The organism is Paenibacillus wuxiensis, from assembly GCF_040195695.1.
Classification (GTDB): domain Bacteria; phylum Bacillota; class Bacilli; order Paenibacillales; family Paenibacillaceae; genus Paenibacillus_B; species Paenibacillus_B suaedae.
Map to the genome: position 1 here is coordinate 23870 of NZ_JBEFZI010000012.1, position 16628 is coordinate 40497.

At 47.1% G+C, this 16628-nt stretch carries 5 protein-coding genes; all 5 read left to right on the forward strand.

Features of this window, described 5'->3' with window-relative positions; translation table 11 throughout:
* Nucleotides 1-16 precede the first annotated feature (16 nt).
* Genes ABN764_RS24345 through ABN764_RS24365 form a run of 5 tightly spaced genes read left to right on the forward strand, consistent with a single transcriptional unit; the run spans nt 17 to nt 16628 of the window.
* Entirely contained in the window at nt 17-7411 is a 7395-nt protein-coding gene (locus tag ABN764_RS24345; RefSeq protein WP_446673354.1) for a non-ribosomal peptide synthetase, read from the forward strand.
* On the forward strand, nt 7392-8252 hold the full coding sequence (locus ABN764_RS24350; RefSeq protein ID WP_446673355.1) for a class I SAM-dependent methyltransferase: 861 nt from the start codon (nt 7392-7394) through the stop codon (nt 8250-8252). Before ABN764_RS24345 ends, ABN764_RS24350 begins: the two co-directional genes overlap by 20 nt.
* Before the next feature lie 17 nt (nt 8253-8269).
* The gene (locus ABN764_RS24355) at nt 8270-11416 is read left to right on the forward strand and encodes a cyclic peptide export ABC transporter (protein WP_446673356.1); all 3147 of its coding nucleotides are present in this window, start codon (nt 8270-8272) and stop codon (nt 11414-11416) included.
* Nucleotides 11416-12162 (forward strand): thioesterase II family protein, encoded by a 747-nt coding sequence (locus tag ABN764_RS24360; protein ID WP_446673357.1) that lies wholly within the window; start codon nt 11416-11418, stop codon nt 12160-12162. Before ABN764_RS24355 ends, ABN764_RS24360 begins: the two co-directional genes overlap by 1 nt.
* Entirely contained in the window at nt 12150-16628 is a 4479-nt protein-coding gene (locus ABN764_RS24365; protein WP_446673358.1) for a non-ribosomal peptide synthetase, read from the forward strand. Before ABN764_RS24360 ends, ABN764_RS24365 begins: the two co-directional genes overlap by 13 nt.

The following is a 16628-nucleotide window of genomic DNA, read 5'->3' on the forward strand; positions in this document are numbered from 1 at the left end:
GAAAGGAAGTTTTGCGATGAATATTTCTACTCAATCGACAACTAATCAATATGAATTATCACATACGCAAAAACGATTTTGGTTCCTAGACAAGCTTGATTTTTCCGATGATCCATCAGCTCGCGCAATGTCCCATGTGTCTACTGTATTTACACTGGTCGGCCCACTGGACGTGGGGCTGTTTAAACAGACAGTACAGGATCTGGCGAAACGGCATGCTGCCCTTCGTACCAGTTATCGGGATCAGGACGGCTCGCCGCTGCAGCTCGTTTTTCACGATATTCAAATTCCGGTTGCGATCTATGATATTTCGGCTGATGATTCGCGTGAGCGGCTGGAGCATAGAATACAGGAGGAATTGAATACACCGTTCGATTTGCAGCAGGCCCCGTTGATTCGGTTCACCTTGTATAAGTTATCCGCGGACAAACATATCTGCATGATCGTCGCTCATCACAGCATCGTCGATGGGCTATCGATCGACATTATACTGTCCGAACTGATGGTGATTTACAAGGCGCATGTTACCCAGGTTCCGCCTGTACTACCAGAGCTTGATATTCAGTACAGCGACTATGCTCATTGGCATAACGGTATGCTGACGGGCGGTGAATTGGCGGACCAGCGTCAATTCTGGGCTGACTATTTGGCTGGGGAACTGCTCGATCTGAACTTCCCGCTGGACTATCAACGTCCAGCGGAACGAACCTATACCGGAGCGGCCGTACCGCTGGTTATTGGCGAGGAATTGTTTGTGCCGCTCAAAAAAACATGTGAGCAGTTGGATGTGAGTCTGTACATGTTTTTATTAGGAATTATGAATGTGTTGCTCGCCAAATATACACGGAATCAGGACATCATTGTCGGGACTTCTTTATCAGGCCGATTTCATCCCGATTTGAACGGAATGATCGGCAGCTTCATCAATACACTACCGGTGCGTAATCAGATAAATGGAGAAGAGCCTTTCAGCGTATTTGTCAAACGAATCAAAGAAAATGTGCTAAATATTCAGGAAAATCAGGCATATCCGTTCGATATGATCGTCCATGATCTGGGGGCGGATCGCAATAATAGTCATCATCCCGTATATGATGTTGTGTTTGAAATGCATACACTGCATGCAGACAGCAAAGCTGTACGCGAAATATCGCCAGGATTGTTTTTGTCATTTGAACATTCGCTTCAACCTATCCGTTATTCCGTATTTGATTTTATATTTGAGCTTTATCAAAAGGAAGGGCAGATTGAAGGGTATATTCAATATGCCACCCACCTGTTTGAATCGTCTTCAATGGAACGGTTAAGCTGTAATTTTTTACAACTGGTCCAGCAGGCCATCCAGAATCCAACGATACTTGTTAGCGAAATGGATATGCTGTCGGAGCCTGAGCGCACACAGGTGATGGAAGATTTCAATCAGGTGTCTGTTGATTTCCCGGTACATACGCCATTTCCTATACTGTTTGAACAGCAGGTTGTACGTACGCCGAATCATATTGCGGCCTCTTACGACGGAGAGCAATTATCGTATAGAGAATTAAATGAGCGTGCGAACCGTTTGGCGCATTTTTTACGCAGCCGCGGTATAAAGTCAGGGCAATTTGTTGCTGTTATGTGTGAGCGCAATCTTGACTGGCTGACCTCGCTGCTGGCAATTCTCAAGAGTGGTGCAGCCTATGTGCCGATTGATCCGAATGTGCCGGATGAACGCGCAACTTATATCTTACAGGACTGCGCTGCACAGCTTCTGATTACTCAGAATCAACTGCTGGAACGCGTGAGCAGACTGGATACGGTTGCAAGCCTTTCTGTGCTGTGTGTGGATATGCCGATAGGGGAAGGGCCATTATGGCCGCAGCAACATGAGCTGATCACCAGCGAGTGTCTGGCTGATTTCCCGGTAACTGACGGGGAGGACGATCCCTCAGCCGAACGGCTTGCTTATATGATCTACACTTCCGGTTCAACCGGTACGCCCAAAGGTGCACTCGTACGCCATAATGGCATGATCAATCATCTGTACGCCAAAATTTATAGCCTGCAACTGAGTGAACGCGATATTGTAGCACAAAATGCTTCGATCAGTTTCGATGTCTCTATCTGGCAATCGCTTGTTGCGCTGCTGGTCGGCGGACAGACATCCATTGTTTCCTTTGAGGCGGGTCGGGATCAAGCGTTATTGTTGCAGTATATAAAGAATCATCAGATTACAGTTATCGAGACCGTTCCTTCATTGCTGTTTGCTTTCTTGGATACGATGGAAAGTATGCCTGCTTCCGAACGTTCCTTGCCCTCCATGCGCTGGATGATTGCCAACGGGGAAGAGCTGCCTGGCAAACTGGTCAAAAGCTGGTTTACCATGCTCCCGGATATACCGTTGATTAATGCCTATGGACCTACGGAATGTTCGGATGATGTAACCCAGTATACGATGCGCAGTGATGTTCAGGATGAATCTGACTTGACACATAAGCGCATTCCTGTAGGCAAACCACTTCCTAACATGCGTCTGTATGTGGTGGACCAATTTCATAAGCCAGTCCCGGTAGGGGTAAAGGGTGAAATATGGATTTCCGGAATTGGCGTTGGAGCCGGTTACTGGCATAATGACGAGCTGACCCACAGCAAGTTCATTGCCAATCCGTTTGCCAACCACGAACATGAGCGCATTGTTTATCGGACAGGTGATTTGGGATGTTGGTTGCCGAATGGCAATCTGGAATTTTCCAGCCGGATCGATCATCAGGTCAAGGTACGCGGTTTCCGTATTGAGCTTGGTGAGGTAGAGGCGGTAATCAACCGTCATCCAGGGATAGACGAAGCGGCGGTGATTGCGAGAAAGCAAGGAAATGGCGACTCGATGCTGGTTACCTTTTATACAAGCAAGGAGCGTTTGGAGCCGGGACAATTGCGGACTTATTTGCAGGAGAAGCTCCCCTATTATATGGTTCCAGCGCAGTTAATCAGCATTGAGCAAATGCCGCTACTGACCAGCGAGAAAATTGACCGCAAAACATTGCAGTCATGGGCGAACGAGTATATCGCATCCGCACCATCCAAACCGGCAACATGGTCTACCCCAACAGAGCGGGAACTCTCCTTCTTATGGGCAGAGATCCTGGAATTAAAGCAAGTGGATGCACAGGATCATTTCTTTCATCTGGGGGGGCATTCCATCAGTGCAGTCAAACTGGTAAACCGGATTCGGAAGCAGTTTGGCATCAGTATGGCACTCCAGCAAATTTTCACGACCCCGGTATTGCATGAACTGGCGGCAGTCATTGATCAGGAAAAAGCGGCCAAAACAACTGGCCATTCTCCAACGAGAGAGGCTGCGGACAATAATCCGTTGCGCCGTTTTCCGCCTAAAAGCGCATACGCGCTTGCTCCTGTTCAACTGCCGGAGTGGTATTTGCATGAACTGGAGCCGGACAACCCGTTTTATAATGTAAGCTTTGATTTGATGTTTTATGGTGATATGAATCTTCCAGCTTTTGAGTGGGCATGGCAGCGACTGATTGAACGGCATTCCGTGCTTCGTACTCATTTTGCCAATCATGAAGGCGCAACGGTTCAAGTTGTGAAATCGGAGCAGGACTTCCGACTGGACAGCGTATATGAGAATCGCACACATATAGAGCCGGATGAAATTATGCAAGATGTCTACCGGATGGCGGAACAGCATAACAATCAAAGTTTTGATTTTGCCCAAGGGCCGCTGTTTTCGGTCAAGTTGATCGAATATGCGGACAAAGAGTTTCTGATGATGTTCGTAGCGCATCATATTATCTGGGATGAGACATCGTCCATGAATCTGATTGACGAATTCAGTGAACTGTACAATTCGCAATTAGAACATCGTACTGCGCAGTTGCCTGAGCTGGAGATTGAATATACGGATTATGCCGAATGGATGAACACTTCAATTCAATCTGGATACCTGGAAGCCAAACGGCAGTATTGGCTGGATAAATTCGCTGTCGTGCCGCCAGCACTAGACCTGCCGACTGATTATCCGCGCCCTTCGATAGTGACGTTCAACGGTGGCACTGTTCTGAAGACGATTCAACCGGACTTGCAAAAGCGGATCGCCACTTACTGTCAGCAGCAAGGGATTACATTATATATGTTCCTATTGTCGGTATTGAATTTACAAATGCACCGTTTGAGCAATCAGGATCATTTCGCAGTCGGTTCTCCTATTGTGAACCGTGACGATGTGAAGCTAGAACGAATGCTAGGGCTGTTTGCCACGGCGATTCTGTTGGAATGCCGAATAGAACCGAATATGACGTTTGCTGAATTGGTTTCCCAGAGCAGGCAGACGGCAATCGAGGCCTATGATAATCATCTATATCCGAGTAACTTCGTCATTGAGCAAATCCGGACGGAAAATGATCTTTCGCGTTCTAAGCTGTTTTCGGTTATGTACGGCTTGCAAAACAATAAACAAAATTTACTGAAAAACCTGAAATTTGTTGGGCTCGACTACAATCCGCGAGTGTATGATTTCATGGAAACCAGTTCTCGTTTTGATCTGACCTTTGCTTTTGATGAACTGGGTCACGGGATTGAACTTAATTTGAACTATAATACGGATCTGTTTAAAAGAACGACGGCAGAGCGGATTGCCGAGCAGTTTATCTTGCTAACGCAACAGGTGATTGATTCGCCTGACGGCTCGCTTTATGCCTATGAGTGGCTGGACAAACAGTCCGAAACGATTATCGCCAACCTACGTAATCGCAAGCCACACAGCTATGAGGCCCAATCCTGTGTGCATCAAGTGATTGAACGTCAGGTGGAATTGACACCGAACGAGATTGCCATCTTTGATCATAATCAGACAATGACGTATAAACAAATGAATGAAAAAGCGAATCAGTTGGCGCATTTGCTGCTGACTGCCGGTGTGCGGCGGGAGCAAAAAATCGGAGTTAGGTTTGAACGTTCGGCTGATTTGATTGTTTCGCTGCTTGCCGTTTGGAAAGCAGGCGCCGCTTATGTGCCTATCCATCCGGAGCTCCCGGAAGCACGGCAATTAGAAATCATACAGGCCGCAGATATTTCTGTACTGATCACGGGAACCGGTTCATGGTTGGTGCAATCTGTACACCCGGTAACCTTGCTTGATCTCAACAAGTTGGAGGCGCAGTTGCATGCACAGTCGACCATTAATCCGGGTATAGAGGCGGACCGTTCCACACTGGCCTATGTATTATTTACCTCGGGTACAACCGGGAAGCCCAAAGGAATTGAGATTGAGCATCAGGGCATCGTGCATTTGTTTGCCGGGCTGGCGCAGCATTATTCGTTGCAGGTTAATGATACGGCGCTGTTCCACACCTCGTATTCATTTGATGCTTCGTTGCTGGAAATATTTTGGCCGCTCACCTGCGGAGCGCGCATTTTCATCCCACATCCTGATGAAGCCAAAGATCCGGCTGCGCTAGGGAAGCTTGCGAAGGAGCAGGGAGTTGCATTCTTGCAGTTTGTACCGCTGATGCTGGAGGAATTCATCAATGCCCGCAGAAACGGGGTATTTACACAATGGCCTGAACTCCGGTTTGTGATTAGTGGCGGAGCGCCGCTTACACGCAAGCTGCGCGATTTGTTCCGGGAGGAATTCGACTGCGGATTGTACAACCATTATGGACCGACAGAAGTCACGGTAGATGCAACAACATTTGATTGCAGGCTGGAATTTGAAGGAGAGATTGTGCCGATTGGCTCGCCGCTGGGCAATGTAATGGTATATGTGCTTGATCGAATGATGAATATTGTGCCAGCAGGCGTGCCTGGTGAACTATACATCAGCTCACCAGGACTGGCACGTGGTTATTTACATGATCCTGAACGCACGGCAGACAGTTTTGTGAACGATCCGTTCTCTGATACGTCTGACTCGAAGCTATACAAGTCAGGCGACCTCGTCAAATATACAGAAGAAGGCATCATTCGCTACATCGGCCGGCTGGACCAGCAGGTGAAGGTGAGAGGAAACCGGGTGGAGCTAGAGGAAGTTGAAGCGGTACTTATGCAGCACCGTGATATCGCGAGCGCAGCCGTTGTCCACCGCCATGACAAAGGAATGGATGGTTTGGTCGCCTATGTGGAAATTACAAACAAGTATCAGCCCTTTAGCCATACACGACGTTTAAAATGCTTTAATTTGGCGCAAATGCCGCAGTTGGCCGCGGGAATGAATGCACTGCATCGGCAGTCATGGCCAGATTATTTTATCGGGGATAGTGTAATGCTGGAACACTGGCCTAAGCTGTTTGCCAACTTCACCGATTATCAATTTGCCTTGCTACAAGAAGATGGAGAGATTGCCGCCGTCGGTAATACCGTCCCAATGTATTGGGACGGCTCACCGGAGCATCTTCCGCAAGGCTGGGATGAGGGTCTGCTGAAAAGTGTGGAAACCGCCGGTTCGTATCCCTCTCCCAATACGCTACTGATATTGGCCGGGGTGGTAAATGAACAGCAACGGGGCAATGGACTAGCCGGGCTGCTGCTGGAAGCTTTCAAATATGTGGCTGACGCTCACCAGTTGGAGCATATTATCGTACCTGTTCGACCAACAGGCAAAACGAACTATCCCGAACAGTCATTTACAGAGTACTGTGCGTTGACCAGATCAGATGGCCTGCCGTTAGATCCTTGGCTGCGAACCCATATCCGGGCAGGCGGACAAGTTCTAAGCATTGCAGAACAATCACAGACGATCACAGGCAGTATTAGAGATTGGCAGCTATGGACCGGCATCGAGTTTCCAAAAAGCGGCAGCTATATCACGCCAATCACGTTACAGCCTGTCATGATTGACTTGGAACAGAAAAATGGAATCTATTATGATCCGAGTGTATGGGTGCAGCATTTTCCACATCCGGAATCCGGTGAGGAGAAGTTCCAGACGGAAATTTCCTTGACGAACCGGCAGGAGTTGTCCGCTTGGCTTCGGAGCAGACTCCCTGGTTATATGGTTCCGCAGGAGATTATTTTTGTGGCCAACATGCCGTTGACCTCTACCGGCAAAATAGACAAGGTACGCTTATCTGAAATTCAAAATACAGATGAACGCATCCGGGAAATCATACCGCCTCAAAATGAAGAAGAAGCACTTGTTCTGGCCATCTGGCAAGATGTTCTGCAACTGGATGAAATCAGCGTCAATGATAATTTCTTTGAATTGGGCGGTCATTCTCTCAAGGCGACCGCAGTTGTCGCTAGAATAGGCGCTGCTTGCGGTTATGTTCCAACTCTGCGCGAGTTGTTTGAAATGGCTACTGTCCGCAGTCTGGCACAATGGATTCTGCAGAAAAAGCAGACCATGCCCACCCTTGAAAATCCGGCATCTGTAAGCTTCAAAAAGGTGGAGCGGCGTGAACGAACCAAACGCTAAAAATTCAAATAATAAGGAGTTAGACACTGTGGAAATCAAGGATTATACCGAAGCCAACCGGCGCTCATGGAATCAGGTGGCTGCCCGCCATCATAAGGGAAAGGAGGAGCGAAAGAAGCTATTCCGCCAGAAAGGATATTCGGTGCTGGATGAGACGATAACCGCCAAGTTGAAGGCGTACGGTCTTGAAGGCAAGTCTGTTGCTCATCTCTGCTGCAATGACGGCACGGAAACGTTATCCCTTAAAAATCTGGGGGCGGCCTCCTGTATAGGATTTGATATTAGTGATCTAGCGATCGATGAAGCTCGTAAGCTGGCAATAGATGCTGGGATTGAATGTGAATTTATGCAGACCGATGTGTACGAAATCCCGGAACAGTATAGCGGAACATTTGATCTTATATATATTTCAGCCGGCTCATTGATTTGGTTTCCTGATTTATCGCTGTTTTTCCAGACGGTGCAGCGGCTTTTAAAAGACGGTGGGAATGTACTGATCTACGATATTCATCCGGTGCTGTTCATGTTAGATGAGAATGATAAGGAACATCCTCTGGAAATGAAGTTCTCGTATTTCATTGATGAACCGCGCGTATATAACGAAGGCTTGGATTATATCAACAAAGAGACCTATGAAGGCGCGCCATATTATGTATTCGATCCTACCCTGTCGCACATTATGAGCTGTACACTGAGCAATGGACTGATGATTCAGTCTTTTGACGAGTACGATCACGATATTTCAGCGCTGTATGATCATTTAAAAGATCAAGAAGTGAAGCTTCCGAAGTGCTACGTACTGAGCGCTCGTAAACAGAGAAATGCTCTACTAATGGATTAGAGGGGGCGGGATTAAGCTTGAATTCCCCGTATAAATGCTGGAGAGTACTGTGGATATGTATATTGGCGTGCTGGCTGGCGCTGTCTGCACCGGTCATGTCCTATGCGAATACAGCAGAGGACATGACGCCCCGCTATCTGGAGCAAATTGAATCATGGGTACAGGAGCAAATGGAACATGCGGAAATTCCGGGCATGTCTGTCACGATAGTCAGTGGAGATCAGATTATATTGCAGCGGGGTTACGGGTTCAAGGACGTGTCTGCCGGCACTGCCATCAGTCCGTCCACCCTGTTTGAAATTGGTTCAAACAGCAAGGCGTTTACTGGTCTGGCAGTGTTAAAACTGGCGAAGGAAAATCGCTTGCATCTGGATGATCCGGTGAGCAAGTATCTGCCCTGGTTTCAACCTGTGTATCATAATCAACCGGCCGTAATCACGATAGAGCAACTGCTGCATCATACGAGCGGCATACCGTTTGATACGATTGGCCATCTGCCGGAGGGTTATGGAGCGGGTGAATTGGAGAGGACGGTTCGCATATTGCAGAACCAGCCCTTGAATCGTGCGCCTGGCAAAACGTATGAGTATGCGACTATTAATTACGATGTGCTTGGATTAATCATTGAACAGGTTAGTGAGCAAAGCTATGCCGAGTATATGAAAGATAATATCTTTGAGCCGCTGGGGATGAAGCATACTTTTGCGGTGCAGGAACCGATAGCCTCCGCGGAATTGGCTTCCGGTTATAAAATGGCCTATACAAGGCCGCAATTATACAGCTCGCCGCCATTCGTGGGCAATGCCCCTGCCGGATATATAGTCAGCAATGCCGAGGATATGGCTCTGTGGCTTAAAATTCAGATGGGAATCGAACATTCAGGATCTTTTGAATATTCACTGATTGATCAATCTCATCTGCCGAATCGCACGGTTCCGCCTGAGAGCACCGGTGCATCCTATGCGGTAGGCTGGGATATCTTCCAAAGCGGAGAAGGTGAGATTTCGCATTCGGGTAACAACCCTACATTTTCTTCCTTTGTGGGCATGCGTCCGGCAGAAGGCATTGGCGTTGTCATTATGGCTAATATGAACAGCGATTATACGCAAGGGATCGGACAAGGCATCCTGAGCCAGTTGCATGGTGAAGAGCCTCCGTTAATTCATTCCGATACCTACAAAAAAGCGGATTCTGTGGCGGTCGGCCTAATTATCGCCTTGTCTATTATTGGAGCTGCGGTACTTGTGTATCTGGTGCTGGTCTTCCGTGACATTGGCAACGGCAAACGCAAACCATCCTTTCAACGGGCCAAGCCCTACAGGTTGCTAGGATATCATCTAATTGCTGCCTGCCTGTTCGCATGGATGATATACAAGGCTCCTGATATTCTGATGTACAAACTGACCTGGCGATTTATTGAAATATGGCTACCATCGACGGTAATGACCGCCGTGTGGCTGCTACTGATTACTGGAGCCTTGTATATGGCTTACTCGCTGCTGACTCTGTTTTTTCCAAAAAACACGGAGAAGTCATTTCTGACGCCAATTGTTCTGGGTTTGGTCAGTGGTTTAGGGAATGCGTTTGTCATTTTTATTATCAATGAATCGTTCAACCGAACGGATAATCTGCTGAATGGGCTCCTGTTTTATTTTGCGATGGCGCTTGCGATGTATGTGTTCGGACAGCGAATCATCCGAGCTATGTTGATTAAGCTGACCAATCAAATTATTTATGCCAAGCGGATGGAGTTGGTTGATAAGTTTTTGCAAACGAGCTTCTCCAAAATGGACAGCTTTGAACGAGGACGTGTAGAAGCGACGCTTAATAATGATACCGAAGCCATCAGTCGCTCCATGGGAATCCTGATATCGGGCGCGACCAATCTGATTACCTTGTTATGCTGTTTTCTATATCTTGGGATTATGAACATGTATGCCTTGCTGCTATCCATAGTGATCATTGCTGTGCTAGCGGTATTGTATATGTATGTAGGAAGCCGGGCGAACCATTTAATGGAGGAAACGCGTGATCTCCAGAATGTTTTTTTTAAGTTTATCAATGATCTGCTGAAAGGCTTCAAGGAGCTTTCGCTTCATTCTGACAAACGCCGGGAATTCAGAGAAGAGATGCAGATCAGTTGCGAAACGTACAAAGAGAAGCGCAATGTGTATCAACTGCGTTATTCGGACATTTTTGTGTTGGGAGAACTGCTGTTCATACTGGTGATCGGGTGTGTAGTATTTGTATTTCCAGAGCTTTTTAAGCAGATGGATACGTCGATGCTACGAAATTATGTGTTTGTGTTCTTGTATATGACCGGTCCCGTCAATCAACTGCTGGACAGCGTTCCCCAGTATGCGCAGAGCAAGGTCAGTTGGGATCGCATTAAACAAATGATCCGGGAGGTGGAACAGAGAATTCAACATCCTTCTGCTGAAGTTGCCGTCCAGACGGTTCCGATTCGATTGCAACTGGAAGATGTGACCTATAGATATACAGGCAATAACACATCGGGGCCAACCGGGTTTGCGGTCGGACCCATCAACTGCTCATTTGACAGTGGCAGCATCACCTTTATTACTGGAGGTAACGGCAGTGGGAAGTCAACCTTGGCTAAGCTACTTACTGGATTGTACATACCAGATACAGGCAAGGTGACACTGAATGATGGCGTGATTTCCTCATATGGGCTAGGTGAGTACTACTCGGCGATCTTCGGCGATTTCCATCTGTTCGACCGTTTGTATGGCATCGACTGGCAGGCTAAAGAAGCAGAAATGCAACACTATCTCCGCTTGCTGGATTTGCAGGACAAGATCGTTATTCATAACGGCACATTCAGTACAACCAAACTGTCAACCGGACAGAAAAAAAGACTGGCCTTGCTGATTGCGTATTTGGAGGATCGTCCAATCTGTCTATTTGATGAATGGGCTGCGGATCAAGATCCGGAATACCGCCGTTTCTTTTATTATACCCTGCTGCCGGACATGAAGGACCGGGGCAAATGTATTATAGCAATTACGCATGATGATCATTATTTCCATCTAGCGGATCGTATTATCAAAATGGATGGGGGGCGCATTGTGGCTATGCAGCAGACTACACAAACGGTAGTTCCCTTAATCAAGCCAAGCATTCCGTTATTCGAGAAGGGGTGATGACCGTTAAAACCATATTATTTTGCCTCCCATATGCAGGCGCCTCGGCTACAATATACTGGCAGTGGAAAGGTCAGCTAAGTCCACATATCGAGCTCCGACCGGTTGAACTTGCCGGCAGAGGCGCTCGTTATGACGAGCCTTATGCGGCCAGCATTGCCGATATGTTAAAGGATGCGGTGACACAGATAGGACCACAAGTACAGGAAGTACCCTATGCCATTTACGGGCACAGCATGGGGGCAGTGTTAGCGTATGAATTATATTATTTGCTGCTCCGGGAAGGGTATCCGCCGCCTGTCCATTTGTTGCTATCCGGTCGGCCTGCACCTTTGTCTGATCGGAAGCGTACATTTTCTTGGTCCAGTCTCAAGCAAAGGCTCCTGGCCCCATTGTCTTTTCCGGATGGCCGTATCCCAGCGGAGATTAAACGCCGTCCGGAGTTGGCCGCAAAGTTCAAAAAAATATTAAATGCCGATGTCCGTGCACTGGAGACATATCGTCTTGATCCGGCACGGCCCTTGATAAATTGCCCGGTAACCGTATTCGCCGGGTTGAACGATAAGATCAACAGGGAAGAAATCCAGTTATGGAACCGGCACACCGTTCACAACTGCGAAATCGTATGGATTAAAGGGGATCACTTTTTTCTACACAGCCATATGGAGGAAGTGGTAAGCGTTATCAATCAGAACATCCCTGCCGCAATTCATGATCAGGAGGGTTTCATTCAATGGAAACGATAGGTTGTTATGAAACATCATCAGCTCAAAGGAGATTGTTTGTCGTTCAGCAGTTCAATCCGCACAGTGTAGCCTATAACCTATCTTCTGTTTTCAAAATACTGGGGACACTGGATCTCCAAAAATTTGAGCAGGCAGTACAGCAGCTTATCCAGCGGCATGAATCTATGCGGACGATATTTGAGACAGATCTAGACAATAACGATATTTCGCAAACCGTACTGGCTACGGTTCCGTTTTCGCTGGAAACGCTTGAGGTGGAGGAAGAGCAGCTCGAGGAAGTATTGAAATCGCTGGCACAGCCATTTGCCCTGAATCAGGCTCCATTATTCAGGCTTAAGTTGATCCGCACTTCTCCCACAGTCTATTATTTATTTTTTGATATTCACCATATCATTGCGGATGGCATATCCATTCAAATTATGATAAAAGAGATCGGCTGTCTTTATAACGGCATTCCGCTTTCTCCGGTAGAAGTGCAGTATGTGGATTATGTAATGTGGCAAAACGATTTGTTTTCCGGTGAGAAAATGAGCGCACAAGAACAGTACTGGATGCAGCAGTTTGCAGACGAATTGCCGGTGCTGGATTTGCAGACTGACTATGCTAGACCGTCATACAGCAGTGGTCGCGGTAACTATGTGCATTTTCAGTTAAATGCGGATGTTGTCCAATCGGCGCGGCAGATAGCTCAACAGGAAGGAGCAACACTGTATATGGTGTTGTTCAGTATTTATTCGCTACTGCTGCATCGTTATACTTCCCAGACAGATATTGTAATCGGCACACCGATTGCAGGTCGCCGAAGCGCCGAATTGGAGTCGGTGATCGGTATGTTTGTGAATACGCTGGCACTTCGTACACGTCCTCAAGGGAACATGACTTTCCTGGAATTGTTGGCCCAAATTAAGCAAACTACGTTATCTGCTTACGATCATCAGGACTATCCGCTTGATATGCTGGTGGAGCGGCTGAATATTGCACGTTCATCAAGCAGACATCCCATTTTTGATACTATGCTTGTTGTGCAAAATATGGACAAGTACGAATTGGAGATGAGCGACCTTGTCTTCCAACGCTATGAATGGGAGAGTGACAGCTCCAAATTCGACCTGACGCTGGAATTGACAGAAGATAATGATGTGATTACCGGCAAGCTGGAATACAGCACCGATTTGTTCACACCGGATACAATGAACAGAATGGCTGCTCATTTTGTCAGATTGTCCAGACTGGTAACAACGATGCCAGGTATGGAACTGCATCAGTTTGATCTGTTGGATGAAGTGGAGAAACAGCTTATATTACATCAGTTCAACGACAATATCATCAATTATCCTCTTTTAACAATTGATCGGATTTTTGAAGAACAGACAGAGTTGCACGCGGAACGAACCGCGTTATTTCATGATGGAAGGATGTATACATATCGGGAACTAAATGATAAAGCCAATAGGCTTGCACACAGCTTGCGGAGCCGTGGCTTGGTGCAAGGAACGAATGTTGGCATAATGGCAGAGCGTTCTCTCGAGATGATCGTGGGTATGCTTGCTGTGATCAAAGCAGGAGCCGCTTATGTGCCTATCGAGCCGGATTATCCGACACAGCGAATATTAAATATGCTGGAGGATAGCAGTATGGAATGGCTGCTTGTACAGGGAGAACCCGAGCAGCCGCTTCCGGGAAGCTTGAAGATACTGGATTTGTTGGATGAATCATTGTACAGTACAAACACCGCCAATTTAGGATTGGTTAGGGAACCTGACCAGACGGCGATCATTATTTTCACCTCAGGGACGACCGGCAGACCTAAGGGGATTATGATCAAGCATCTTGGCATTTCGCGTTTGGTCAAACAAACCGATTATGTGGAATTAAGCGAGAACACCCGGCTGTTGCAAACCTGTGCTTTGGGATTTGATGTCTTTACGTTTGAGACATGGGCACCCCTTCTTAATGGAGGATGTTTGTATTTAACCGATAAAAACACGTTCCTGGATACAGCGCGATTGAAGCCTTTTCTATTACATCACTCCATCAACATAATGACTCCAACTACTGCCCTGTTCAATCATTTGTTAAACGAAGACCCTGAAATCTTTAATAACCTGGAGACCATTATTGTGGGTGGCGAAGTGATGTCCCCCTCACATGTGCAGATTCTGTTGCAACATCATCCGCATGTCCGACTCAAAAACGGGTATGGACCAGCGGAAAGTACGACTTATACTACGACCTATGATGTGACCAATCAAGAGAAAAAAAGTATTCCAATCGGTAAACCGATAACCGGCACAACCTGTTATGTACTGGATGCATTTAATCAGCCCGTACCCATCGGAGTTGCCGGAGAGCTGTTTATAGGCGGAGACGGATTAACGGCCGGTTATGTGAATCGGCAGGACCTGACTGATGAAAAATTTCTTACGGTACCATGGCTTAACCAGGAGCGACTGTATCGTAGCGGCGATTTGGTCAAATGGCGTGCCGACGGTAATCTTATATACCTGGGGCGGAGAGATCACCAGATCAAAATTAGAGGCTACCGGATTGAGTTGGAGGAGATCAAACGGCAAATTTTAAGCTTGCCTCAAATTCAGGAAGCGGTTGTTATTCCTATCAAGCAGGAGGGTAAGGAGACGCAGATTTGCGCCTATTATACTGCAGCTACATTGTTAAATGAATCGGACTTGCGAACACAGTTACAACAGTTGTTGCCCGAATTTATGGTTCCTCAACTGTATGTGCAGCTCAAGCAAATGCCCATGTCTGCCAACAATAAAATTAATACTAAAGAACTGCCACCACCTGAAAGGATCACAACTGCTTCAGATTCAGATTTCATTTCGCATGAATGGCCGCTGGATGAGCTAGAGCGGATCATTTCTGATATCTGGAGTGAAATACTAGAATTGAAGATGATTAGCGTGACAGACAATTTCTTTCTGCTTGGTGGACATTCGCTCAAAGCGGTTCTGATCGTAGCAAGGCTTCGCAAAGAGCTGGGTGTCGATGTCGGCATGGATGAGATATTTGCTCAGCCAACGATCCGTGGATTGGCCAATCAACTGCGTTTCCGGCAAAAAGAGGAACTACCGATACCGCAAATTGTGGATCAGCGCGAATTCTACCCAGCTTCATATCAGCAGACCCGTCTTTATGTCCTAGAGAAAATGAGGCGGTTCGCGGATACGAGCAACAATATAACCGATGTGAATTGGATTACTGGAGCGCTCAACAAGAAACGTTTGAAAAAGACAGTCCAGCAACTAATGGAACGGCATGAGTCACTTAGACTTTCACATCAGCGAGCAGGCGAACAGATCGTATTCAAAGTTCATGACCAAGTGGAAGTCCCGCTAGAATGGATAAGCGGGACGGAAGAACAACTTCCAGAACGGATAAGACAATTTGTCCGTCCTTTTGATTTAACACAGGCACCTCTATTCCGTGTAGGTGTTGTGACGATATCTTCCGAGCGGCATGTGCTGATATTCGATATTCATCATAGCATTTCGGACGGTTTTTCACTTGGATTGCTGACGGAAGAGGTTATGGCTTTATTTCGGGGAGAATCGTTGCCGCCGTTGGAATTCCAGTATAAGGATTATGCGGTCTGGCAGCAGTCGTTCCGGCAGTCTGATGCTTGGCACAAGCAGGAGCGGTATTGGCTGGACATAATGAAGGGATCGCTGCCGGTTCTTCATCTGCCAACGGATTATCCAAGACCCGATGAACAGAACTATGAAGGTGCATTGTTTCGATTCCAGGTGTCCATCGAAATGACCTTCCAACTCAAACGGCTGGCGGACGACACCCATACGACACTGTACATGTTGTTACTGACCGTGTATTTCACACTCCTGCAGCATTATTCAGGAGATGAAGATATTATGGTCGGCACTCCTGTTGCTGGGCGCAATCAGGTTGAATTCCAGCAGTTGCTGGGTATGTTCGTTAATACGATTGTGCTCCGCAGCCAACCGTCTGCCAGCAAAACTGTCCGCGAACTGTTGAAGGAAGTGCGAACTCGTACCATTGAAGCATTCAGTAATCAGGATTATCCTTTGGAATTGCTAATCGAGAAGCTGGACGTTCGACCTTTGGCCAACCGCAATCCGTTGTTCCAGACGATGTTTGCCTTGCAAAATATGGATATCCATCCACTGCAAGTGGATGGGCTGGTTATTACGCCGTATGCGTATGAACGAAAATCCAGTATAGCTGATATTCTCCTGATCGCTCAGGAGGATGGGGATGCACTGGGCTTCACGTTTGAGTATTCCACCCGTCTGTTCAGACAGGATACAGTAGAGCAAATGGCAAAATATTACGTTGCTTTGCTGGAATCATTGCTGTCGGATGGTCTTGATCAAACACTAGCAAGTATGAATCGGTACAGCGACCAATGTAAAAATGCCGAAAATGGAGATATGCATTCATTGTTGACCGACACATTTTCATTTTAA

Excerpts from the sequence above, each read along its gene's own strand:
- ABN764_RS24360 (WP_446673357.1), top strand. The coding sequence starts at position 11,416 with ATGACCGTTAAAACCATATTATTTTGCCTCCCATATGCAGGCGCCTCG.
- ABN764_RS24365 (WP_446673358.1), top strand. The coding sequence starts at position 12,150 with ATGGAAACGATAGGTTGTTATGAAACATCATCAGCTCAAAGGAGATTG.
- ABN764_RS24345 (WP_446673354.1), top strand. The coding sequence starts at position 17 with ATGAATATTTCTACTCAATCGACAACTAATCAATATGAATTATCACAT.